Origin of the sequence: Brotomerdimonas butyrica, from assembly GCF_025567305.1 — a bacterium.
Taxonomy (GTDB): Bacteria; Bacillota; Clostridia; order Peptostreptococcales; family Anaerovoracaceae; genus Lentihominibacter; species Lentihominibacter butyricus.
Map to the genome: position 1 here is coordinate 1 of NZ_JAOQJP010000012.1, position 21,765 is coordinate 21,765.

Sequence of the window (21,765 nt, forward strand, 5' to 3'; positions counted from 1 at the left end):
TGAGGTGCACCCATAAAAGTAGAGTATCAAACCTCGTTTTTCCCCTGCCTGTAGAACTCGTCAGGAGTTAAATATCCGAATGTTTCATGTGGCCTTTCTTTCGGATAGAAATGCCACACGTATTCATATACATCCCGCTTCGCCTGCTGGATCGTATCATACTTATCTGAAAGCCATTCCGATTTCATTTTTCCCCAGAAGCTTTCCATCGGAGCATTATCCCAGCAGTCTCCTTTTCTGCTCATACTGCAAAGAAAATCATGTTTACTGATCAGCTGCCTGTATTCCGTTGCACAGTAGGTGGAGCCTCGATCCGAGTGTATGATACAGCCGGGCTTTCCGCATCCTCTCATGATCATATCATCAAATGCATCCATTACAAGCTTTTTATCGTTGCGAGTGCTCATCGCGATCCCTACGGGCATATCTCCATACAGATCCAGAATACCGGCTACGTAGAGTTTTCCCTGTCCGGTCGTGATCACTGTTGTATCGCTGAGCATCTTGGAATCAGGCTCTTCTGCTGTAAAGCCTCTGTCGATCAGGTTATCTGCTATCAGTTCATCGTGATCTGAATCCGTTGTGCAGATATATTTTTTACAGGACTTTGAAAACAGGCAGCATTCCTGCATGATGCGTTCTACACGCTTATGGTTTATTGGTTTTTTATGCATCTTGTTTAAAATTGCAGTGATTTTCCTGGATCCATAAGAGCCTCGTGAAGAACGGTAGATCGCAAAGATCTCCTCTGTGATCTTTATGTCTTCCTGTTCTTTTTCTGTAAGGGGCGCATTGTTTTTCTTACACCATTTGAAGTATCCGCTCTCGGATACTCCCAGTACTTTGGCCATCCTTGCTATGGTGTGTTCCTGTCTATGTTCCCGCATGAACAGATACTTCAGTCGCGCTTTACATTTGCGAGGAAGGCCGCTGCTTTTTTTAGGATCTCTACTTCCTCCCGCAGCTGTGCATTTTCTTTTTCCAGTTCGACCTCTCTTGGAGTGGAACGTTTTTTAGAGTGTATCCCTTCTTGAATGCATTTTCTTCCCCGACCTGCTGAAGATGGTCTCGCCATTTTATCACTGTCCATGGCATCACGTGATATTTTTCTGCGATGACATGTTCCAGTCCCTGATTTTCCGGCAGCATCGCTTCTTTTGCAACTTTGATTTTTAATCCTCTTGAATACTTTGATCGTGCCATAGTGTACCTCCGTATTGTCTCTATTATATCATCTTTTTTCAGACTCTACTTTTTGGGGTACACCTCATTATATAAGTTTTTAAGCGATTTTTTCTGATTTACTTTTGATTTTCAAAATAGAGGAAGCGAGAATTGGATTAGGTTTGTATTTTCCACCTTTTAACTGTTGAATTAACTGCATTTCATCTCCGGATTCACATGCCAATACATATTCCACATAGTTCGTATCGCCATAAGAAGACCATACGTTCTGCTTCGATTGCGCCTTTGAAAATTCCTCAGCTGATAGAATACTTCGGACCTGTTATTCCGTTAGACTTCTTAGGGTATTTCTTATTGAACCCGCACTCGGAAGCCTGCATCGGATCGTTTCCCGTTCCTCCAGATTCTTATGATACTTTGCAACATCGGATTTCCGGCAGCAAAAAACCCCTGAAGCACTGAATTTCAATGCTTTCAGGGGTTAAAAGCCTTATTTCAAAGTTTCGCAGTCGTTTTCACCAAATCAAAGATTTGGGAAAGCTTTGCATAAGTCCTGCGCGCCGTATCAAAGATACGGGCAGGGCTTTATTTCTTCGCTGCTGCTGCCTGCTGTGCTGCCACTTCTGCTGCGAAGTCTTCTTCTTTTTTCTCGATTCCTTCGCCGACTTCGAAACGGACTACGTTAACGAGAGCAAGATCCTTGTTTACTGTTCCAAGGTACTGAGCAACTGTCTGCTTGCCGTCTTCTGCTCTGACATATGTCTGATCCAGAAGGCAGATGTCCTTTAACTGCTTTGAAACACGTCCGTCAACAAGGCCTTTGAAGATCTTGTTTTCGGAGATCGATGCTTTGTCTGCAACTGCGATCTGAGCGAGCTTAGCTTTTGCATCGTCTGAAAGGAAATTAGGCAGATAATTGAAGTTGAATTTCTTATCAGCTCTCTTTTCCTCTAAGATAGCAACGTCTTCAGCACCCCATACACCATCTACCGCTTTGTCTAATAAAGCGTTTAAGATCGGCTTAGGAAGTGTGAACGGATCGTTCAGCGCGCTTTCAAGTGTTATATCATGCATTTTAGCAAGTTCTTCATCTGAAATGTCGTTTCTGCTTACATACTGTGGATTCATTGCAGCGACCTGCATTGCTATGTTAGTCAGAGCTGCCTTCACATCATCAGTAGCTTCTACATTTCCTGCAACTACAGCACCGATCCTGCCGCCATGGATATATGAAACGACAGTTTCACCGGTAACCTTCTCGAATCTTCTGATGCTCATGTTCTCGCCGATAGTAGCGATCTTATTAGTGAGAACGTCTTTAACAGTTCCTTCATCTCCGTAAGGAAGTGCCATGAATGCGTCCATATCTGCAGCATCGTTTTCGAGAGCCATCTTTGCAAGAGTATCTACGAATGTAACGAATTCTTCGTTCTTTGCAACGAAGTCTGTTTCTGAATTTACTTCTACGATAGCTGCTGCCTTGCCGTCAGCGGCGATAGCTGTTCTTACCAGTCCCATCGCAGCAACTCTTCCTGCCTTTTTAGCAGCCTTTGCCAGACCTTTTTCCTTTAAAAGATCAACTGCTGCTTCGATATTGCCATCAGTTTCAACTAATGCTTTTTTGCAGTCCATCATACCTGCGCCTGTCATTTCACGCAGTTCTTTTACCATCTTAGCTGTTACAGCCATGATATTACCCTCCTCAATTACAAGTTACTATTCAGCATCTGCCTTTTCTTCTGCTACTTCTGCTGCATCTTCTGCCGCTGCAGCATCAGTTGATCCTGCTTCTTCACCTTCGTCAAAGCTTTCGCCCTGCTTAGCTTCGATTATAGCGTCAGCCATGCATCCTGCGATCAGTTTTACCGCTCTGATAGCATCATCATTTGCAGGAATGATATAGTCAACATCGTCAGGGTCGCAGTTAGTGTCTACGATACCGACAACAGGGATTCCGAGGATCCTTGCTTCCTTTACCGCGATTTTCTCTTTCTTAGGGTCTACTACGAAGATAGCTCCAGGCATACCCTTCATGTCTTTGATACCGCCTAAGAACTTCTCAAGCTTTTCGAGTTCGAGTCTGAGCTTGATGACTTCCTTCTTTGAAAGCTTATCAAAAGTTCCGTCCTCTTCCATAGCCTTTATATCGTTGAGTCTTCTGATTCTTCCTGAAATAGTCTTGTAGTTTGTGAGCATTCCGCCTAACCATCTCTGGTTTACATAGTACATGTCGCATCTCTTTGCTTCGTCCAGGATAGCAGCCTGAGCCTGCTTCTTAGTTCCTACGAAAAGGATCGGTTTACCGTTTGCTGCAACTTCCTTCATGAAAGCATATGCTTCATCTATTTTCTTTACAGTCTTCTGAAGGTCTATGATATAGATACCATTTCTTTCTGTAAAGATATAAGGAGCCATCTTAGGGTTCCATCTTCTAGTCTGGTGTCCGAAGTGCACGCCTGCTTCCAGCAGCTGTTTCATTGAAATTACTGACATTTTGTTTCTCCTCTCGGTTTTTTCTTCCACTGCAGTTTATTGTCGGGAACAACCTTCATAAATGTCCGACAAACCTTGAAAGGCACCGGTTCCCGTGACACTGCCGTGTGCAAACTATAAAATACAACTGGTCCCTGATAAAATGAGACCAGCTATCATTTTACTATAAACTTTTAGCAAATACAATCTTTTTCATGTTTTTAAGGCATTGTTTTTACAACTTTTTTTCAAAATATTCCTTCACACCTCTGGATGCTCTGGCAAATGTTTCTTTTCCCATATATATGTCTGCCCTGTCCTCCAGATAGATCGTATTGTCAGTCATCACGACGACCTTGTCCATATTTATTATATAACTCCTGTGGCAGTACAGGAAGCGCTCGTCAAGTCTGCTCATCACATCCTCCATCTTCCCGTAAAATTCAATGCAGTCTTTGTCCGTATCATACTTCTTCGCTTCAACACATGAGCTTTCAAGATGAACTTTTATCTTGCGCAGCGCCTTTTCCATATAAAGTATATCATCCATTTCCAGCACGAATGTACCGTGTATATTTTTTACTATAAATTTGCTCAAAACAAATCCCCTTCCTGTTTAAAGAACGATCTATTATCATTCTCTCACAAAAAGGGGATCTGCACCATTCGTTGCAAACGACATTATGCCGTGATTTTAGACAACACTATTCGTCAATAGACTCTCTGTAAGTTATAAGGTCTTCAGCGATCTCATTAGCTGCGATAGATACCGGTTTTTCAACATCTGCCTCTGTAAGCTTCGGCATACCTTCTATGATATCCCTTGCTCTCTTGGCAGCGAGTATCACCAGCGTGTATCTGCTGTCCACTTTCGTTCTGATCTTGTTAATCGATGGGTATAACATTATAACTCCTCCTTATATCTTCTGACAATCCTGTCCACTTCACTATCGTTCAGCTTGCACTGTTCTGCCGTTATTATTGCTCTGACACGGTTTATAGCCACCTCAAGATCCTCGTTTATCACTCTGTAGTCATACTGATCTATGAGTGAGATTTCCTGCAGCGCAGTCCCGAGTCTTCTTGCCATGGTCTCCTCCGTCTCCGAGCCTCTGGCCTTTATTCTGTTCTTGAGTTCTTCGATCGACGGCGGCAGTATGAATATGAACACTCCCTCCGGGTATGACTTCTTTACCTGAAGCGCACCCTGCACATCTATTTCAAGTATCACATCGATACCGTCATCGAGCCACTGTATGACGTCCTTTTTAGGTGTACCGTAAAAGTTGCCGTACACATTCGCATATTCCATGAACCCGTCTTCTTCTATCAGGGCTTCAAAAGCCTGTTTATCCACGAAATGATAGTGTATCTTGTCTACTTCTCCCTTTCGCGGTGCTCTTGTCGTCATGGAAACAGACATTCTGATGTTTCTTTCCGCATCCAGCACTTCTTTACAGATAGTCCCTTTACCGGCACCCGAAGGTCCCGAAATCACAAACAGCTTGCCTTTTGTCATATATACGCTCCTAAAAATTCTTCGTCTCTGTGCTTATTCTGAACAATAATTATATCACTGTTTCAGCATTTCTTCAAGGCAAATATTATCTTCTGCCTCTCAGCTGTCAGAATACCGGTAAGGCGTGCGTTATTCGTCGTCTTCCGGAATAGGGTCGCTCTTCTTTCCTACCAGATAGAGAATTATGCTGAGTACCAGCATACCTATTCCGAGCCAAGTCAGTATCGATATCATCAGTTCCCAGTTGCTCATGAGGCCCGAGCCGTACAGATCGAGATAGTAATCGTGGCCCCATCCTCCTTCGTACCATCTGAGGAACAGTGAACCGCCAAACGACAGGACTCCGAAGATGAGGAAGAACCTTGCGAATCTTATCAGATCTCCCATTGCAAGTCCTGTTTTAGGATTTACAGGATACAGCTGAGGATTTTCCACAGCAAGTCCTCCATATACCTTCTTACAGATGATATACATCAGCAGAGCGAACAGGATAAGAACATATCCGAGCAGGAAATATTCCGTTCCGTTCATCAGTATACCTACGAGACCTATGAACATCATCGATATAACGATGTAGTAAGGAGAGATCTTGCCCTTTACATAGTAGAGGTCGCCTCTCTTTTCCACCGGATAGAGCTTTCTCAGCTTGAGGAATGCGATAGCAAATCCTACATAGCATACGAAGAGCAGCGGTGAAAGTATGATAACCAGGATCTCAAAGTCCAGATTTACCAGTATCACATTGAGTACTGCCAGTATCAGTATAGGCCAGATAGGCACCTTTCTTTTCTTAGTCACTGTCGACAGGAACTTAGGACATAAGTGGTCTTTTCCCAGGATCATGAATGATCTCGATGCAGTCGCCGTCGTAGCATTCACGAGTGCCAGCTGCGATATTACAGCTGTGATCATGAATGCGACACCTGCCCATTCACCTACATGTGTACGAAGTACGGTCGAGTAGTCGATAGTCGAACCCCATTCTGACCAAGGTCCCACAGATACGATACCGCCAAGCGTAGGAAGTATGTAGCTCACTACCATGACAACGATACACCATTTCATTCCCTTTGGAATAATCTGAGGGTTCTCGATCTCTCCTCCGAGATTTGCTATGGCGGTATATCCGCAGAACATCCATACACCTATAGCTATCCCGACTCCAAGACTGGAGAATGCACCGTTCTCAACATTCATGAACGGATCGAACGGATTGTTCTCCCAGTGAGCAAGTCCAACGATACCTACAGCAAGGAATGCTGCCAGGATGATGAATGTGAATATAGTATTGAGCACGTTCACTTCCTGGATGCCGATAAGATTTACTACAGTAAATACGAGAATAATAGCGATTTTTACGATAAGTTTTGCCATCGGGCTCATCGGTACATACATGCTGATATAGTCCGTCGCCAGTACTATGTAGGATGCACCTGTCAGATACCACGCGACTGCCATCCAGAGCCCGAATGCGAATCCCCAGAATTCACCGAATGCCATCTTCATCCATACATAAGGACCCGAGTCTACCGGCGCCAGATTCGTCAGCTCCGATACATAAAGCCCCATAGGCAGCGCCCACATAAGCGGTATGACGATCAGCAGAACGAGCGTCACTCCCGGACCTGAAGCCGGAATGATGGACTCTATTCCGAAAGCTCCGCCGCTTACCGCGCAGAAAATGAAAAAGATTATTCCCATAAGGGAAAATTTCGTCTTTTTCAGACCAGGTACCACATCAGTCAGCACCTGACCTCCTTCATACTTAACTTTCATAATGATTCCTCCCTAAAAAAACATTAGCTTGATACTCTTATCCTTTTACCCGTTAAAGCCATCGGTCGCTTTGGTACACAACACCATGACTTTCAGATAATTATATCATTTTCAGATTTTTAGGAACATAATATTGTTGCCCTGATTTTCGCATTCATCGGAACGAACTCGCGCATTTTTTCAGAAAATTGCGTATGCGGCTCCGCTTCAGACAATAAATACAGCAACTAAATCGTATCATGCACTTTGATGCTGTCACTATTCTATATTCTGCACCTGTTCTCTTATTTTTTCGATCTCACTCTTCGTTTCCAGCATGAGCGATGTGATCTGCATATCATTCGATTTTGAGCCTATGGTATTTGCTTCTCTGTTCATTTCCTGTACCAGGAAGTCCAGCTTCTTGCCGACAGGACTCGTTTCCGACGTAAGTATCTTCCTGAGCTGTATCATGTGGCTGTCAAGTCTTACTAGCTCTTCTGTTATGTTTGATTTATCTGCAAAGACTGCAGCTTCCATCAGTATCCTGTCTTCAGGCACATCCACAGCTCCTTCTGTGAGCTCTTTTATCCTGTTGTACAGCTTCTCTGTATAATCCTTCACGACGAGAGGCGCACGCACTTCTATATTCCTGACTATATCTCTTATCAGTTCACCGCGCATCAGCAGATCCTCCTTGAGTTTTTCACCCTCGACAGCACGCATCGCATCCAGGCTTTCCGCAGCAGCCGATGCCGCCTCGACCATCGCCTTTATCACTTCTTCCTCATCGTCCACCTCCGGTATCGCCTTCATGACATCCGGCATCGATGCGATCAGTTTTATATCTACGTCTCCGTCGAGACCGTATGTGCTTTTCAGTTCATTGAGGTTGTCTATATACTGCTTCGCGATCAGCGTGTTGAGTTTTACGGTCATGTCGTCTTCGGTCAGGTTTTCCACCATGATCGAGATCTCAGCCTTTCCGCGCTTTATCTTCTGCTTTACTGCAGATTTTATTTTTTCTTCTGCAAAGGAGTAGCGTTTAGGCATTTTGACGTTTATGTCAGAATACCTGTGATTCACAGTCTTGATCTCTGCGATTATGCTCCTCTTTCCATCTGAATATTCACCACGTCCGAACCCTGTCATACTTTTTATCATTTTTTGCCCCGTTCCTTTTCTATCTATGATATTATTATCCAGTATAACATGAAATCCACAAGGAGGAAACAAATATGTCCTTTGACGGCATCGTAACATATGCAGCTGCAAAAGAATTCAGAGACAGGCTCTCCATGGGTAAAATAGAAAAAATATATCAGCCCCAGCCTGAGCAGCTTTTATTCATAATACATACAAAACAGGGAAAGCAGCGGCTTTTCATATCCTCAGCAGGCAATCATTCCGCCGCATATCTGGTGGACAAGACCCCTGAAAATCCCGTGAACCCGCCTGTTTTCTGCATGGTGCTCAGAAAGCACCTGAGCGCCGCCAGGATAACCGATATCCTGCAGTACCAGAACGACCGAATCATTGAAATACTGATGGAAACAGTCAATGAGCTCGGATTTTCCGTCAACAAGAAACTGATAATAGAGATAATGGGCAAGCACAGCAACGTACTGCTGATCGATATGGCGAGCGGAAGGATAATAGACAGCATCAAGCATGTGTCGATAGACGTCAACAGAGCCAGACAGGTGCTGCCGGGCAAGCTCTATCAGTATCCGCCCGCTCAGGAAAAGAAACCGTTTCTCGAGATCACAGAGTCCGATATGGAACGTCTCACAGCCGGACAGTCACAGCCGGAGCGAAGCGTGCTTTCAGGGATACAGGGCCTCTCTCCTGCGCTGGCCGAGACGATAGCAGCCTCCGGCAACCCGCATTCATGCTACACGAAGCTGCGCGGAATAATAGATTCGATAGACAGCGGCAAAGCGTCCCCTGTCATATATACTGACGACAGCGGCAAGCCTGTGGATTTTCACATAACATCGCTCTCCGCGTTCGAGGGTTCGTGCAAAAGGCTTGACTTCGGCACACTCAGCGAAGCCGCAGCCTATTTTTTCAGCCACAGAGAGACCTCAAACACGATAAAACAGCGCTCGAATGATCTGCTGCGTGTGATAAAGACGCATCTCGACAAGCTCAGACTCAAGACCCAGCGCCTGAACGAGGATCTGTACAAAGCCGAAAACTCGGAAAAGTACAGGCTTTACGGCGAACTGCTGATGGCAAACCTGCATGTCCCTAAACCGGGCGACAGATCCGTAGAAGTCGTCAGCTACTACGACGGGAGCTCCGTAACTATACCGCTGGACCCTAAATATTCGCCTGCCAAGAACGCGCAGAATTTTTACAAGAAATACGGCAAATCAAAAACCGCTGTAAAGGAAAAGAAAATACAGCTCGAAGAAGTATCGCGAGAGATCGAATATCTTGAATCCGTCGCATCATATCTCGAACGCACCAGGACTATCGAGGAGATCGACCTTCTTAAACAGGAGCTCATAGATTCCGGATTCATCCGCTACAAGAAGACCCGGCGCGAGCAGCCCGGAAAAAGCAGACCAAAGCCGTACAGCTACACGACATCTTCCGGAAAGACAGTTCTCGTCGGGCGCAACAACAAGGAGAACGACTGGCTGACAACAAAGAAAGCCGCATCATCAGACATGTGGTTCCACACAAAGGACATACCCGGTTCCCACACCGTACTGCTCCTCAACGGCGCAGAAGCCTCGGAAGACGACCTGTTCGAAGCGGCTGCGATCGCTGCTTTCCACAGCAAGGGTTCTGATTCGGAAAACGTTCCGGTCGACTACACTCGTATAAAGTACGTGAAAAAACCGGGCGGCGCGAAACCCGGCATGGTGATATTCACACACAACCGCACGCTTTATGTCAATCCCGGACTGCCGGAATGATATCATCCGGCGGTTGCGTCCTTCACAGGATCTCACCACAGACTGCCGGCACGTCCGTAATACAATAAAAAGGCTGCATCACAGGCGATACTTTCATCGTATCCCTGCTGCAGCCTTTGCTTTTTATCCGTTTTCGTGAATTTTACCGCGCCCTGTCACTTTTACCTGTCATGCACACTGCACGGATCAACGGTACATCACAGATCCTGTGCCCATCCGGCCATCTCTGCTATCACTTCATCTCCGGTGCTGGTCTCATTGCCGTTGTGGATCTCATGGAACAGCCCTTCCCATTCGATATACGTCAGATCATCGCCCTGAGCCTGAAGTCTCTCCGCGATACGTCTGCTGCCGTTCACATCACAAATCCTGTCTTGGCTGCCGTGCATGAGCAGCGTCGGTATGTTCGCAGCACGCCGGTCATCTTCTGCAGTACCATCCTCAAATCCGATACCCTTGTCAAATCCGTCAACGGCGCACAGAGCTGATATCCTGTTGTGCACCATCGGATTATCCTTGAAAGGCTTGACTTTTTCCGGGTTGCCCAGATTTGCTTCATTGATGTCAGAACCTATAGTAAATGACGGTGCGATCCTGGAAAGCAGCTTGACCGCTTTGTAGAGCAGCGGCGGTACAGGCCGCACGAGCCTGACCCACGGTGCGGATATGATATATCCCGCCGGATGATCGTTCATCTCGCCTCTCGCTCTGTAGTCGAGGACTATATTGCCGCCCATGCTGTGACCATAAAGTACGAGCGGCTTTCCCGGATATTTTTCTTCTGCATATCTCAAAAGCTCGCTCACATCGTCCAGCACACTGTTTCTGGGCGCGCAGTCACCTCTTTTGCCGAGTGACTCGCCGTGCCCTCTCAGATCGAGTGCACAGACTGCCATATTTTTATCGCGAAAAGCTTCCGCCACCCGATCGAATCTTCCGCCGTATTCTCCTATTCCATGAACTATGCATATGACCTTCTCCGGATCTTCAAGGTGCCATGAATAACCTCTTATGATCCCTTCTTCAAGGTTCCTTAAAACAAATTTGTCATACATGATCAAAACGCTCCTTCTATGCGATCTTAAAACATCAGACGACAGCATACCTCAACCTCACCATACGGATCATCCGGCAACGCCAGTGTCCGGAACATTACAGCAAACCGCGTGTATATTACATTCATATCAAGTTATGCTTGCTTTTCATGTGCAGTTTAAATAAACTCTAAATACAGCTCCGGCAAGAGGCAGCGACGAAGTCACGCAAGGTTCCATTCTCTTAAGAAAGGAGGGCGCACTATGAAAAAGTCTTGTACATTATGCGGCTGCATTTACGGCGATATGCTGACATTCAAAACCGGCCACGTATGCGAAGACTGTCTTCAGCAGCTGAAATCTGATTTTCAGGTTGACAGTCAGGTGCGAGCCAGGGACTAATCAGGTACCGGACCTTATCTTCTTCGTCGCTTCCTGCCGGAGTTCCTGCGTTTCTCCGCTTCTATGCGCTTTCGCGTCTTCGGCTTCATCACCGAATATCCGAAACGGCCGATCTCCTTTTTCTGAAGTGCAAAGTAGTGCCCGTGGTTGTATGCTACGAGGCCTGCCTCATCAAGACACAGCTTTCCTGTTTCGTCCATCAGGCTGTCGTCCACCGAAACACTGACTATCTCCGCAATGAACATATCGTGCGTCGGATATTCCTTCATCTCCATCACTCTGCACTCTATATTCACCGGCGATTCTTCTATCGACGGACAGCTGACCTCTTTGCTCTCCGCAGCAGTCAGCTTCATCTCTTTGAATTTATCCACATCGCGACCGGACCTGACTCCACAGTAATCAGCCGCAAAAGCCAGCTTTTCCGTAGTCAGGTTTATCACGAATTCGCCTGTTCTTTCTATTATATCGTGTGAATACCTTGATTTTCTCACCGACACATATGTTATCGGCGGATCCGAGTTTATGATCCCGGTCCAGGCTATCGTGATTATATTGTTCACCGTATCGTCACCGCATGATACCATCACAGCCGGCACAGGGTTGAGCATGGTACCCGGTTTGAATACTGTCTTTGACATCTTTATCTCCCTTTCACATATACCAGCCGTCATTTTCTCAGTTTCGCCAGTACGTCTTCAAAATCCTGAGGCAGCGGGCTGTTGAATTCCATGTATTCGCCCGTAACAGGATGCACAAATCCGAGGACTCCGGCATGCAGCATCTGGCGCTTTGCACCATATCTGTTCTTTGCCGGGCCGTAAAGCGTATCGCCGAGCAGCGGGTGTCTGATATACGCCATATGCACTCTGATCTGGTGAGTCCTTCCCGTCTCAAGGACTGCTTCCACAAGTGTAAAGCCGCCGAATCTCTCAAGCACGCGATAATGTGTTACCGCATTTTTGGAGTTCGTATAAACGACGGCATTCCTTAGCCGGTTTCCGGGGTCACGCCCGATCGGCTTGTCTACAGTACCCTCGTCTTCCTTTATATTGCTGTACACTATAGCTTTGTACCTTCTCGTTATCGAATGCTCTGCGAGCTGAGCAGACAGCGCATTGTGAGCTCTGTCAGTCTTTGCCACCATCAGAAGACCGCTCGTATCCTTGTCTATCCTGTGTACTATGCCCGGACGTATCACTCCGTTTATCGATGAAAGCGCATCGCCGCAGTGATACATCAGCGCATTCACCAGTGTTCCCGAATGGTTTCCCGGAGCCGGGTGGACAACCATGCCTGCAGGTTTGTCCACAACGAGCAGCTCATCATCTTCATATACTATATCGAGCGGGATATCTTCAGCCTCGACCTCAAGCCGCTCCGGCTGAGGTATCGCTATTTCCACGATATCACCTGCGACAGCCTTGCGCTTCTTTTCACTGCACGGATCGCCGCCGACAGTGATACTTCCGTTTTCGAACAGCTTCTGTATAAAGCTTCGCGAATACTCCGGCATCATTCCTGCCAGTACTGAATCGAGACGTTTTCCGCTCATTTCTTCAGCGACCGTGAGCTCTACCTTCTGTTCACCTTTCAGGTTTTCATTTTCTATGATGCTCATTGCTCAGCCCTCTTTCCTTCCAGAAAAATGACATCCAGAAGAAGCAGTCCGCATCCCACGCATATGAAGATGTCCGCCACATTGAACACCGGGAAATCGATCCCCGGTATGAACCTGCAATCAAACATATCTACCACATGCCCGCGTGCGATCCTGTCTATCAGATTGCCTATGCCTCCGCCGCATATGAATGCGACCGAAGTGAGCGTCACTCTGCTCCATTTCGTCCTCTTGATCCATATCGAAGCAAGCCCTGCAGCCAGTACGACGGCCGGAAGAGCGACCAGTATGATCCACTGCTGCTCCCACATGCTGAAAGCCGCCCCGCGGTTCTGAACGTATGTGAGATGGAACACGTTTTCGACAAGAGGTATCGTCTGCCCCGTATACATGCCGGTCAGTACCGCATATTTAACGATCTGATCCAGTACGATTATGCCTGCAGCGATAAAATAATAAACCATATACAGAAAACGGGGCGTTACCGCCCCTCCTCCTTTAATATTTTGGATTTTTGACATTTCTCAGAGTCTCCTGTCCCGATGCCTGTCTGCGCATCGCCGGATACCTTGTAGTCTCCGGACTCACCTTCACAGGCTCCTCCTGTACCGGAGCAGGATTCATCATCTCCGGCAGGTCGTCAAAGTCATCGATCCCCAGTTCAGGGAACATCTCTCCGCTGAGAGATTCGAACCGCTGCAGCTCCGACTGGAGTAGCTTCTTGTATCTTGAGCGGAAATCGATGAATCTGTTTTTCATCGCTTCGCTTTCTTCAGCTATCCTGTCAGCATTGTCTTTAGCCTCTTTCTGAAGGAGCTGGGCGTCAAGCTCCGCGTTTTTGAGCAGTATATCCGCGCGCTTTTCCGCACTCGCCGAAATATCGGACATGAGCGCCTTTGCAGCTTCAAGAGTCTCGACTACTGTGTTCTCCGAAGATCTGTATCTCTCAAGCTCCTCGACAAGCCTGCTGTTTTCTTCTTTGACAGTCCTGAGTTCACTGAGAAGGCGTTCCAGATCCACTGTTATCTCATCAAGAAACTGATTCACGTCATCTTCTTTGTATCCTCTTACCGCTCTTCCGAATTCCTTTTCCTGAATGTCTATCGGTCTGATCATTTTGTCCTCCTACTTCCAAGGGTTCATATCGTCTGCGTTCTCACCTGTAAAGCTGTACGGCTTGTTCTCTCCCTCTGCGAATATCGAAACATTCTCCGGAGCGAAAACGAAGATATTGTTTGCTACCTTCTGGACGTTTCCGTTGAGCGCATACGTCGCTCCGCCCAGGAAGTCGAATATCTTTCTTGCAGTATCTGCATCGAGTTTTTCGAGGTTCACGATTATCGGCTTTCTGCTCTTGAGACTGTCAACGAGCTTGGAACACTCGTCGAATCCCTTAGGCTCTATGACCATGAGCTTGAATGTGCTCGTTATAGCCTTTACGGTACGGTTCTGCATCGACACCACATTGTCGCTGCCGCCGTATCTCGACTGAGAAGTGAGCGGTGCTCTCGTCTCTACAGTCTTGCGGTCATATCCGTATTCTTCCTCTTCTGCGTCGAAATCGTCCTCATCATACTCTTCTTCGATACCGACCAGATCTTTAATTTTATCAATAACGCTCATGTTTACCTCCTAAACTTTACTGTAGTCTCTTTCTCCGAATATCGCACTTCCTACTCTTACAAGATTCGATCCGGCTTCTATCGCTACCGGGAAGTCGTGTGACATTCCCATCGACAGATATCTGAAATCAAGATTAGGATGATCGATAGTGCTGAACTGATCATACTGCTCCTTCACACTGTCGAAATACTTTTTGATATCTTCGGGATCGTCTGCATAAGGCGCGATGCACATCAGACCTCTTATCCTGATGTTTTCACAACTGTCGAGTATCTGCATTATCAGACCCTCTGTCTCTTCCGTGGATATGCCGAACTTGCTTTCCTCCTGCGCAGAATTCACCTGCAGCAGTATATCCATCGTGATACCGCATGCCGCTGCACGCTTGTTTATCTCGGCAGCCAGCTTGTACGAATCGACAGAATGTATCATCGAGACCTTGTCTATGATATATTTCACCTTGTTCGTCTGCAGATGCCCTATCATATGCCATCTCACAGGCTTTATATCGTCGTACTTGTCCATTATCTCCTGGACCTTGTTCTCGCCTATATCAGTCACTCCGGCTTCTATCGCTATGTTGATCTCTTCCGGAGTCCTCGTTTTGCTGACAGCTACCAGCAGGACGTCATCCTGCGATCTTCCGCAGCCTTCTGCGGACTGTCTTATCTGCTGTCTGACTTTCTCAAGATTTCCTCTTATGTCTTCCATTGCTAATCCCCCTCTTTGGATCATCCGCCGTTTTCAGAGTTCTCTTTTTTCTGATCTTCCTTCAGTGCGCCTGCCGGATGCTTGAGCACCTCGTCATATACATCGACGGTGTATACCTGATTTCCTTCATCGTCATAGAACGTCGATGTCTCCAGCACTGATTTCTTATCATCGCTCGAAATTATTTTTACTCTTGTAAAGATGTATGCGCCGTTTTTATCTTTGACGTAAACACCCTTGTTGCCGTCTTTCTCGACTATACATTTATTGTAAACTATAAGGCCTTCATTATCACTCGTAACGATGGACATGTCCTCCGCTCTGCTTTCACAGAAAGCCTTGTAGTACACATCCAGATAGAACACCACTCTGTAGTCGCTGCCGTCTTTCTTTACACTGTAAACAGTCGCGTCAACAGTGCCCTCGGGAAGCTCGAGCGATACTCCTCGCCCCTCTGAATATGATTCTACCACATCCTTGCCCACCCAGCAGAGCACATACCATTTGTCATCTGCCGAGATTTTGTACACAGGCTCGCCCTTTATAACAGAATCACGCTCCAGTGAAACCGAACCGTATGACAGCTGTTCGACCTTGTCGCGCTCTATCTTGTCCAGGTTTCCGATCGAGAAATATTCCTCGTAGCCGTCTATCGTCAGACTGAACACGCCGCTTATCGGCGCATTGTAATCTTCTGAAAGTCCTTCATAGCCTTTGAGCCTGTCAGTGTACTTGCTGAATCTGGATTCTTTACTGCTTTTTTCACCGGCCTCCACCGAAACCACCGGATGCCCTTTTTTGACTGCAGTTCCCTTTCCCACCAGATACTGCACTTTTCCGGACTCAGGAGCTATGCCAATATATTCATCCTTTATAAAATATCCTTTAGTCTCGTACGAAACTTTTAGCGTGCCCGGTTCCAGCACCTGCGTGGTCTCAAAGATGTCCGTCACTTTAGGTAAAACTTCAACAACGATATATAGTATAAGCAATGCCGCTATGTAAACAGATATTGCCTTTTTTGTCTTCTTACTGAGTTTGATTTTCATTATTTTATTCTACACCAAAGGTCTGCTGCTTGCAATGCGCTATCCTTCTGTTTTCATTATTTCTTCCAGTATTTTTTGTTCTTCCTTTGAAAGATTTCTGTTTTCATTCACATACTTTTCAAAAAGATCCGGCCTGCGTTTTTTCGTAAGTTCAAGAGACTGCCTGAACTTCCACAAAGCTATCAGTTTATGATTTCCGCTTACCAGCACTTCGGGAACATTCAGCCCTCTGTACTCCCTCGGTTTCGTATACTGCGGGTGCTCCAGCAGCCCCGAATACACCGATTCGTCCATCGCCGAGTTTTCATTGCCCAGCACGCCAGGTATCAGCCGCGCCACGGAATCGATCAGAACCATCGCCGGCAGTTCGCCTCCGGTTAGAACGTAATCGCCAATCGAGACCTCTTCTATGCTCCAGTGATCGAGCACTCTCTGATCCAGCCCTTCGTAATGCCCGCAGAGTATCACGAGCTCGTCGAGCGAAGAAAACTGCTGTATCATCTCCTGATCCAGTATCCTTCCTCGCGGAGACATGTATATCACTTTTTTGTGCTCCGCTTCCACCGACTCCAGTGCACCGAAGACAGGATCTGCCATCATGACCATGCCTCCGCCTCCGCCGAACGGATAATCATCCGCTTTGTTGTGTTTGTCATTGCTGAAGTCGCGTATATCTGTAAGATTTATCTCAAGTATCCCGCTTTCCGCAGCTCTTCCCAGTATGCTGCTGCCTGTGACAGGCACGAACATCTCAGGAAAGAGCGTGAGTACATCTATTTTCATAACAATCTCCCGAAACGACCCTGAAACTCATAAAGTCCGCTTTCACTTCTAAAGATCAAGCATCCCTTCTATCAGTCTTACGGTTATTTCCCTCTTTTCCGCATCTATATCCAAAACGAACTGATCTACCTTTGGTATCAGCAGCTTCTTTCCGTTTTCACTTTCAACTTCAAATATATCCTGTGCCGTATTCTGAAGCACATCGGTAACATGCCCCAGCAGATTTCCGTCCTCCTCTGTGACACTCATTCCTATCAGATCCCGCACATAGTACTGGCCCTCCGGGAGCTCTGGAAGATCGTCTTCCGTTATATACAGCTCCTTCCCTCTGAGCGCCTCCGCAGCATTCCTGTCGTCAGCGCCTTCAAGTTTCAGTATCACCATGTTCTTCTGAGCTCTGACGTTTTCTATGACAGTGAGCCTGTCCTCTACATATATAGATTCGATCGTTTCATATATCTCTATACTGTCCGAATAATTGTAGACCTTGACTTCGCCTTTAAGGCCCACAGTGTTTACTATCTTTCCGATTTTGATTTTTTCCATATGGATCCACCTGTCCCGAAATAATGGCGCATGCATGTCAGCATGCGTGTAATAAAGCACAGGCACATATATTGACGTAATACATGTGCCTTATCTGTCTCTATTGAACTATTTCAACTACTACTCTTATATTTGCTTTTGTAGCCGCTGCTTTTACGACAGTACGAATAGCTTTGGCGATTCTGCCCTGCTTTCCGATGACTTTTCCCATGTCATCAGGAGCCACCTTGAGCTGTATGACTGTAGTGCCATTGGACTGTGACTCGGAAACCTCAACGGATTCCGGATGTTCAACTAGTGACTTTGCAATTGCACTAACCAATTCTGCCATTGATTTCACCACTTTCTATAAAATACCGGTCTTTTTGAAAAGTGTCTTCACGGTATTTGTTGGCTGAGCTCCGTTTCCTAACCATTTCTTAGCTTTTTCTTCGTCGATCTTGATATCTGCCGGTTCTGTCATCGGGTTGTAGTATCCGATCTCTTCGATGAATCTGCCGTCTCTAGGTGATCTGATATCTGCAACAACTACACGATAGAAAGGCTTCTTGTGAGCTCCCATTCTCTTAAGTCTGATTTTAACCATTTTTATTTCCTCCTAAAAATTCATGACTGTATTATTATTTATTTCACAGAGATCTAAAATCCCCGGAACATTTTATTTAATCGGCTGTTTCCGCCTTTTCCCGTAAAGCTCTTCATCATCTTTTTCGCATCGTTGTAGCGCTTCACGAGCTGGTTTATCTTGGAAACAGGCTGGCCTGATCCCGCCGCGATCCTTCTTCTGCGGCTGGCATTGAGTATCGAAGGATCCTCCCTCTCCGCTTTCGTCATGGACTGGATTATAGCCTCCATCTGCATGAACTCCTGCTCGCTCTTTGCCATGTTTATGTTGTTCTTGGCATTGCTGTTGATTCCCGGCATCATATCCAGGATCTTCGCTATGCCGCCCATCTTCTTTATCTGTCCCATCTGCTCGAGGAAGTCCTCAAGAGTGAACTTGTTCTTTCTTATCTTCTTCTCAAGCTCTGCGGCTTTTTTTTCGTCGTAGTCCTCCTGAGCCTTTTCTATCAGAGAGAGCATATCTCCCATGCCCAGTATCCTGCTCGCCATTCGCTCAGGATGGAAAGGCTCGAGCGCATCGAACTTTTCTCCCATACCTACGAACTTGATCGGCTTTCCTGTCACTTTTTTTGCTGAAAGCGCCGCACCGCCTCTGGAGTCACCGTCCATCTTCGTCATGATAATGCCGTCGATGCCGAGTCTGTCATTGAAGCCTTCTGCCGCGTTCACCGCATCCTGACCGGTCAGTGCGTCGACTACCAGCAGTATCTCATGCGGCTTCACAGCCTGTTTTATCGTAACGAGCTCGTCCATCAGCGCCTCGTCGATCTGGAGACGTCCGGCCGTATCGACTATCAACACGTTGCATCCCAGGCGCTCAGCTTCCTTCATGGCAGCAAGCGCTATCTTTTCCGGCTCTCTGCTCTCACGCATCGTGAACACCGGTGTATCAACCGTCTTTCCGACGACTTCCAGCTGATCTATAGCCGCCGGTCTGTATATGTCGCACGCACAGAGCATAGGCTTCTTGCCGTTCTTCTTGAGATAATTTGCAAGCTTTCCGCAGGTAGTGGTCTTACCTGTACCCTGCAGACCCACCATCATATAAACCGTAAATCCCTTAGGTGAATAAGTGAGCTTGCTGTTCGTTCCGCCCATGAGCTCTGTCAGCTCTTCATTAACTATTTTTATTACCTGCTGCGCAGGGGTAAGGCTCTCCAGAACTTCCTTGCCGAGAGATTTCTCTTTGACGCTTGCGACGAACTCCTTTACAACTTTGAAGTTTACATCAGCTTCCAGCAGCGCCAGCTTGACCTCACGCATCGCAGTATTGATATCGGATTCCGTCAGACTTCCTTTTCCCTTGAGTCCTTTGAAAACGCCCTGCAGTTTTTCCGATAATCCTTCAAATGCCATAGGATCATTCCTCCAACTCATCTATTATATGTTTTACTTTTTTCAGATCTTCTGCAGCTTTTTCCGCACTTCCCGCGCCGCCGCGCTCAAGCAGTTCTATCGTGCTGTCGATCATGCTGTCGATCTGACGCACTGCATCGCTGCTCCTGCGAAATTTCGCCACCAGCCCAAGCTTCGCTTCATACTCGCTCAGCGCTCTCTCTGCATTCTTCAATGCATCATGCACACCCTGCCTGCTTATCCCGAACTCTGCCGCAATCTCCGCCAGCGACAGGTTCTCTTCATGGTAAAGCTCCATTACCTCGCTCTGTCTCTTCGAAAGCAGCTGTCCGTAAAAATCGTACAGGAGGCTTGCCTGCGTAATTTCATCTATTTTCATAGTTTCCACCTTATTGCACCATGACAGTATACATCAGCGCGATATTCGTGTCAAGCCTTTTTCCTTAACAGGTCTCCGACTTTCTTCAACCCTTCCTTTTAAGCTTGTTCTTCACATCATCTCTGGCTTCTTCGAGCTTCTTTTTCCTAGTTTCCAGTCTCTGTTCAAAATAGCCCTGCAGCTGATCCCTGAACGGTCTGTCCGTCTTGAATGCCAGCAGGAAGCTGTTCTTTTCCTTGAGCTCTAGTCTCTGCTCACGCAGGAAATGCTTGAGTTCCTCGTACTTTACAACTACCTCGTTCTCTACTGCAAATCTTCTTATCTTTGCAGAAAGCTGCAGCGTGTAGCCGAGGTCCACAGCGAACACTCCGAAAAACATCCCGATAAAAAACGAAAATGTCAGATGATGCGACAGCCATTCCACCCAGTTTTCCACATGGTTGTTCAGCGTGAAGAAGTACGCCGTGCCCAGCGCTCCCCATATAGCTGTGAACTTGATACATATGACACCCTGTATGTTGAGCTTTTCATCAGTGTAATCCCAGAGCTTCACATTCATCCCTTTTACGAATATGAGTCCTGCTATGTACTCTATCACCGTCATCACCACTGCCATCACGACGAATATTATCAGCACATCCACATATATGATGCCTGTCATCATCAGCTCTATCAGCCGCGACACCTCATACATGCCCCACAGCCCGAACCCGTACAGCGGAAGGTACGGTCCTGTCAGGAACCCCGGGTTGATCCACGCTCTTTCCGGATTTTTATTCGATATGAAACGCCTGAAAAAGAGCTCCATGCACCACCCCAGACAGCTTCCAATGAAAAACAGAAATGCAAAAATCAAAAAATCATTCACGTTAAATCTCTCCCGTCCTCATAAATAATCATAACCTATGTTGCAACAGCAACATACACGTGTCTATTATTATATTAAAATCCAGGTACAAAAGCAAATGAACAACGCTTTTTTATGCAGAAGATGCAGTTTTGATCCCGGCCTGTATCATCGCCGAGGATCGGAAATCACATACAAAGGAGAACTGTCAGATGAAAAGAAAAATAATACGTATAGACGAAGAAAAGTGCAACGGCTGCGGCCTTTGCGCAGAAGCATGCCACGAAGGCGCTATCGGAATGGTCGGCGGAAAGGCAAAGCTGCTCCGCGACGACTACTGCGACGGCCTCGGCGACTGCCTGCCGGTCTGTCCTGCCGATGCGATATCATTCGAAGAACGCGAAGCCGCTGCATATGACGAGGAGGCTGTCAAAGCGAACATGCAGAAGAAACACATGCAGAAGCAGTCCCACGATCACGGGGGCGGCTGTCTCTCTCAGGCATTCAACGGCATGATGAAGAAGCAGGAGCCGCACAAAGACGAAGCCGGCGATATCTCGAGCAGGCTGACACACTGGCCTGTGCAGATCAAACTGGCTCCGGTGAATGCTCCGTATTTCCGGGGAGCTGATCTGCTGATCGCTGCAGACTGCTCCGCATACGCATACGGCGATTTTCACCGAAAATTCATGGATGGAAAGATCACACTGATCGGATGTCCGAAGCTCGACATGATCGATTACTCGGAGAAGCTGACTCAGATAATCAGTGAAAACGATATCAGCAGCGTGACTGTCACGAGGATGGAAGTCCCTTGCTGCGGAGGCATAGAGTTCGCGGTAAAACAGGCCGTCGCCGCTTCAGGCAAAGACATCGCGGTGGAAATAGTGACTCTCGGCATCGACGGCAGCGTACGCTGAAAGAGCACA

The 21,765-nt window shown here is 46.8% G+C and carries 26 protein-coding genes and 1 pseudogene; 3 read left to right on the forward strand and 24 right to left on the reverse strand.

Annotated features, from left to right (window positions below):
* Nucleotides 1–26: 26 nt before the first annotated feature.
* The 9 genes and pseudogenes from OCV59_RS09265 to OCV59_RS09310 form a co-directional block, all read right to left on the reverse strand.
* Nucleotides 27–908: pseudogene (locus OCV59_RS09265) on the reverse strand (IS3 family transposase); the annotation flags it as partial.
* 40 nt (nucleotides 909–948) lie between these two features.
* The gene (locus tag OCV59_RS09270; RefSeq protein WP_147594212.1) at nucleotides 949–1,203 is read right to left on the reverse strand and encodes a hypothetical protein; all 255 of its coding nucleotides are present in this window, start codon (nucleotides 1,201–1,203) and stop codon (nucleotides 949–951) included.
* Nucleotides 1,204–1,770: 567 nt separating this feature from the next.
* Nucleotides 1,771–2,874 (reverse strand): translation elongation factor Ts, encoded by a 1,104-nt coding sequence (tsf, locus tag OCV59_RS09280; RefSeq protein ID WP_147594213.1) that lies wholly within the window; start codon nucleotides 2,872–2,874, stop codon nucleotides 1,771–1,773.
* A 27-nt stretch (nucleotides 2,875–2,901) separates the two neighbouring features.
* The gene (gene rpsB / locus OCV59_RS09285; protein ID WP_147594214.1) at nucleotides 2,902–3,678 is read right to left on the reverse strand and encodes a 30S ribosomal protein S2; all 777 of its coding nucleotides are present in this window, start codon (nucleotides 3,676–3,678) and stop codon (nucleotides 2,902–2,904) included.
* 214 nt (nucleotides 3,679–3,892) lie between these two features.
* Complete coding sequence (locus OCV59_RS09290) at nucleotides 3,893–4,255, reverse strand: LytTR family DNA-binding domain-containing protein (protein ID WP_147594215.1); 363 nt, start codon at nucleotides 4,253–4,255, stop codon at nucleotides 3,893–3,895.
* A 106-nt stretch (nucleotides 4,256–4,361) separates the two neighbouring features.
* Nucleotides 4,362–4,562 (reverse strand): DNA-directed RNA polymerase subunit omega, encoded by a 201-nt coding sequence (rpoZ, locus tag OCV59_RS09295; RefSeq protein ID WP_147594216.1) that lies wholly within the window; start codon nucleotides 4,560–4,562, stop codon nucleotides 4,362–4,364.
* On the reverse strand, nucleotides 4,562–5,176 hold the full coding sequence (gene gmk, locus OCV59_RS09300; protein ID WP_147594217.1) for a guanylate kinase: 615 nt from the start codon (nucleotides 5,174–5,176) through the stop codon (nucleotides 4,562–4,564). The genes rpoZ and gmk overlap by 1 nt, the downstream gene beginning before the upstream one ends.
* 129 nt (nucleotides 5,177–5,305) lie before the next feature.
* On the reverse strand, nucleotides 5,306–6,952 hold the full coding sequence (locus OCV59_RS09305) for an APC family permease (RefSeq protein WP_147594218.1): 1,647 nt from the start codon (nucleotides 6,950–6,952) through the stop codon (nucleotides 5,306–5,308).
* A 258-nt stretch (nucleotides 6,953–7,210) separates the two neighbouring features.
* The gene (locus OCV59_RS09310) at nucleotides 7,211–8,095 is read right to left on the reverse strand and encodes a YicC/YloC family endoribonuclease (RefSeq protein WP_147594219.1); all 885 of its coding nucleotides are present in this window, start codon (nucleotides 8,093–8,095) and stop codon (nucleotides 7,211–7,213) included.
* Between the two features lie 74 nt (nucleotides 8,096–8,169).
* Here OCV59_RS09310 and OCV59_RS09315 point away from each other — a divergent pair, with 74 nt between their 5' ends.
* On the forward strand, nucleotides 8,170–9,861 hold the full coding sequence (locus OCV59_RS09315; RefSeq protein ID WP_147594220.1) for an Rqc2 family fibronectin-binding protein: 1,692 nt from the start codon (nucleotides 8,170–8,172) through the stop codon (nucleotides 9,859–9,861).
* A gap of 197 nt (nucleotides 9,862–10,058) precedes the next feature.
* On the opposite strand, the gene OCV59_RS09320 is transcribed toward OCV59_RS09315, so the two are convergent.
* Nucleotides 10,059–10,916, reverse strand: a complete 858-nt coding sequence (locus OCV59_RS09320; protein ID WP_262584280.1) for an alpha/beta hydrolase — start codon at nucleotides 10,914–10,916, stop codon at nucleotides 10,059–10,061.
* Between the two features lie 243 nt (nucleotides 10,917–11,159).
* Between OCV59_RS09320 and OCV59_RS09325 the strand changes: the two genes are divergently transcribed.
* Nucleotides 11,160–11,297: a hypothetical protein gene (locus tag OCV59_RS09325; protein WP_262584281.1), complete on the forward strand. Its 138-nt coding sequence runs from the start codon at nucleotides 11,160–11,162 to the stop codon at nucleotides 11,295–11,297.
* A 14-nt stretch (nucleotides 11,298–11,311) separates the two neighbouring features.
* Here the strand turns inward: OCV59_RS09325 and OCV59_RS09330 are convergent, their stop codons facing one another.
* The 14 genes from OCV59_RS09330 to OCV59_RS09395 form a co-directional block, all read right to left on the reverse strand.
* Nucleotides 11,312–11,938: a flavin reductase family protein gene (locus OCV59_RS09330; RefSeq protein WP_147594222.1), complete on the reverse strand. Its 627-nt coding sequence runs from the start codon at nucleotides 11,936–11,938 to the stop codon at nucleotides 11,312–11,314.
* A gap of 29 nt (nucleotides 11,939–11,967) precedes the next feature.
* Nucleotides 11,968–12,918: an RluA family pseudouridine synthase gene (locus OCV59_RS09335; protein WP_147594223.1), complete on the reverse strand. Its 951-nt coding sequence runs from the start codon at nucleotides 12,916–12,918 to the stop codon at nucleotides 11,968–11,970.
* Nucleotides 12,915–13,439, reverse strand: a complete 525-nt coding sequence (gene lspA / locus OCV59_RS09340) for a signal peptidase II (RefSeq protein ID WP_262584282.1) — start codon at nucleotides 13,437–13,439, stop codon at nucleotides 12,915–12,917. The genes OCV59_RS09335 and lspA overlap by 4 nt, the downstream gene beginning before the upstream one ends.
* On the reverse strand, nucleotides 13,417–14,034 hold the full coding sequence (locus OCV59_RS09345; protein ID WP_147594224.1) for a DivIVA domain-containing protein: 618 nt from the start codon (nucleotides 14,032–14,034) through the stop codon (nucleotides 13,417–13,419). Before OCV59_RS09345 ends, lspA begins: the two co-directional genes overlap by 23 nt.
* A gap of 9 nt (nucleotides 14,035–14,043) precedes the next feature.
* The gene (locus OCV59_RS09350; RefSeq protein ID WP_147594225.1) at nucleotides 14,044–14,541 is read right to left on the reverse strand and encodes a cell division protein SepF; all 498 of its coding nucleotides are present in this window, start codon (nucleotides 14,539–14,541) and stop codon (nucleotides 14,044–14,046) included.
* A gap of 9 nt (nucleotides 14,542–14,550) precedes the next feature.
* A complete protein-coding gene (locus OCV59_RS09355) occupies nucleotides 14,551–15,252 on the reverse strand; it encodes a YggS family pyridoxal phosphate-dependent enzyme (protein WP_147594226.1) in 702 nt (233 codons plus the stop codon).
* A 20-nt stretch (nucleotides 15,253–15,272) separates the two neighbouring features.
* Nucleotides 15,273–16,301, reverse strand: coding sequence for an HlyD family efflux transporter periplasmic adaptor subunit (locus tag OCV59_RS09360; protein ID WP_147594227.1), 1,029 nt, complete (start codon nucleotides 16,299–16,301; stop codon nucleotides 15,273–15,275).
* Between the two features lie 39 nt (nucleotides 16,302–16,340).
* Complete coding sequence (gene trmD, locus OCV59_RS09365; protein ID WP_147594228.1) at nucleotides 16,341–17,084, reverse strand: tRNA (guanosine(37)-N1)-methyltransferase TrmD; 744 nt, start codon at nucleotides 17,082–17,084, stop codon at nucleotides 16,341–16,343.
* Between the two features lie 48 nt (nucleotides 17,085–17,132).
* Nucleotides 17,133–17,630, reverse strand: coding sequence for a ribosome maturation factor RimM (gene rimM, locus OCV59_RS09370; protein WP_262584283.1), 498 nt, complete (start codon nucleotides 17,628–17,630; stop codon nucleotides 17,133–17,135).
* A gap of 100 nt (nucleotides 17,631–17,730) precedes the next feature.
* Nucleotides 17,731–17,961: a KH domain-containing protein gene (locus OCV59_RS09375; protein WP_147594230.1), complete on the reverse strand. Its 231-nt coding sequence runs from the start codon at nucleotides 17,959–17,961 to the stop codon at nucleotides 17,731–17,733.
* Nucleotides 17,962–17,976: 15 nt separating this feature from the next.
* Nucleotides 17,977–18,216, reverse strand: coding sequence for a 30S ribosomal protein S16 (rpsP, locus tag OCV59_RS09380; protein ID WP_147594231.1), 240 nt, complete (start codon nucleotides 18,214–18,216; stop codon nucleotides 17,977–17,979).
* 53 nt (nucleotides 18,217–18,269) lie between these two features.
* The gene (gene ffh, locus OCV59_RS09385) at nucleotides 18,270–19,610 is read right to left on the reverse strand and encodes a signal recognition particle protein (protein WP_147594232.1); all 1,341 of its coding nucleotides are present in this window, start codon (nucleotides 19,608–19,610) and stop codon (nucleotides 18,270–18,272) included.
* A gap of 4 nt (nucleotides 19,611–19,614) precedes the next feature.
* A complete protein-coding gene (gene ylxM / locus OCV59_RS09390) occupies nucleotides 19,615–19,989 on the reverse strand; it encodes a YlxM family DNA-binding protein (RefSeq protein ID WP_147594233.1) in 375 nt (124 codons plus the stop codon).
* Between the two features lie 85 nt (nucleotides 19,990–20,074).
* Complete coding sequence (locus OCV59_RS09395; RefSeq protein WP_147594234.1) at nucleotides 20,075–20,857, reverse strand: putative ABC transporter permease; 783 nt, start codon at nucleotides 20,855–20,857, stop codon at nucleotides 20,075–20,077.
* Nucleotides 20,858–21,048: 191 nt separating this feature from the next.
* Between OCV59_RS09395 and OCV59_RS09400 the strand changes: the two genes are divergently transcribed.
* Nucleotides 21,049–21,756 carry a 4Fe-4S binding protein gene (locus tag OCV59_RS09400; RefSeq protein ID WP_147594235.1) on the forward strand — a complete coding sequence of 236 codons (708 nt, stop codon included), beginning with the start codon at nucleotides 21,049–21,051 and terminating at the stop codon, nucleotides 21,754–21,756.
* Nucleotides 21,757–21,765: the final 9 nt, after the last annotated feature.

Coding starts and splice junctions, on each gene's coding strand:
- rpsP (WP_147594231.1), bottom strand. CDS start 18,216: ATGGTTAAAATCAGACTTAAGAGAATGGGAGCTCACAAGAAGCCTTTC.
- trmD (WP_147594228.1), bottom strand. CDS start 17,084: ATGAAAATAGATGTACTCACGCTCTTTCCTGAGATGTTCGTGCCTGTC.
- OCV59_RS09330 (WP_147594222.1), bottom strand. CDS start 11,938: ATGTCAAAGACAGTATTCAAACCGGGTACCATGCTCAACCCTGTGCCG.
- rpsB (WP_147594214.1), bottom strand. CDS start 3,678: ATGTCAGTAATTTCAATGAAACAGCTGCTGGAAGCAGGCGTGCACTTC.
- OCV59_RS09310 (WP_147594219.1), bottom strand. CDS start 8,095: ATGATAAAAAGTATGACAGGGTTCGGACGTGGTGAATATTCAGATGGA.
- OCV59_RS09315 (WP_147594220.1), top strand. CDS start 8,170: ATGTCCTTTGACGGCATCGTAACATATGCAGCTGCAAAAGAATTCAGA.
- OCV59_RS09350 (WP_147594225.1), bottom strand. CDS start 14,541: ATGAGCGTTATTGATAAAATTAAAGATCTGGTCGGTATCGAAGAAGAG.
- OCV59_RS09375 (WP_147594230.1), bottom strand. CDS start 17,961: ATGGCAGAATTGGTTAGTGCAATTGCAAAGTCACTAGTTGAACATCCG.
- ylxM (WP_147594233.1), bottom strand. CDS start 19,989: ATGAAAATAGATGAAATTACGCAGGCAAGCCTCCTGTACGATTTTTAC.
- rpoZ (WP_147594216.1), bottom strand. CDS start 4,562: ATGTTATACCCATCGATTAACAAGATCAGAACGAAAGTGGACAGCAGA.
- rimM (WP_262584283.1), bottom strand. CDS start 17,630: ATGGAAAAAATCAAAATCGGAAAGATAGTAAACACTGTGGGCCTTAAA.
- tsf (WP_147594213.1), bottom strand. CDS start 2,874: ATGGCTGTAACAGCTAAGATGGTAAAAGAACTGCGTGAAATGACAGGC.
- OCV59_RS09355 (WP_147594226.1), bottom strand. CDS start 15,252: ATGGAAGACATAAGAGGAAATCTTGAGAAAGTCAGACAGCAGATAAGA.
- OCV59_RS09400 (WP_147594235.1), top strand. CDS start 21,049: ATGAAAAGAAAAATAATACGTATAGACGAAGAAAAGTGCAACGGCTGC.
- OCV59_RS09270 (WP_147594212.1), bottom strand. CDS start 1,203: ATGGCACGATCAAAGTATTCAAGAGGATTAAAAATCAAAGTTGCAAAA.
- OCV59_RS09325 (WP_262584281.1), top strand. CDS start 11,160: ATGAAAAAGTCTTGTACATTATGCGGCTGCATTTACGGCGATATGCTG.
- OCV59_RS09360 (WP_147594227.1), bottom strand. CDS start 16,301: ATGAAAATCAAACTCAGTAAGAAGACAAAAAAGGCAATATCTGTTTAC.
- OCV59_RS09305 (WP_147594218.1), bottom strand. CDS start 6,952: ATGAAAGTTAAGTATGAAGGAGGTCAGGTGCTGACTGATGTGGTACCT.
- gmk (WP_147594217.1), bottom strand. CDS start 5,176: ATGACAAAAGGCAAGCTGTTTGTGATTTCGGGACCTTCGGGTGCCGGT.
- OCV59_RS09335 (WP_147594223.1), bottom strand. CDS start 12,918: ATGAGCATCATAGAAAATGAAAACCTGAAAGGTGAACAGAAGGTAGAG.
- lspA (WP_262584282.1), bottom strand. CDS start 13,439: ATGTCAAAAATCCAAAATATTAAAGGAGGAGGGGCGGTAACGCCCCGT.
- OCV59_RS09345 (WP_147594224.1), bottom strand. CDS start 14,034: ATGATCAGACCGATAGACATTCAGGAAAAGGAATTCGGAAGAGCGGTA.
- ffh (WP_147594232.1), bottom strand. CDS start 19,610: ATGGCATTTGAAGGATTATCGGAAAAACTGCAGGGCGTTTTCAAAGGA.
- OCV59_RS09320 (WP_262584280.1), bottom strand. CDS start 10,916: ATGTATGACAAATTTGTTTTAAGGAACCTTGAAGAAGGGATCATAAGA.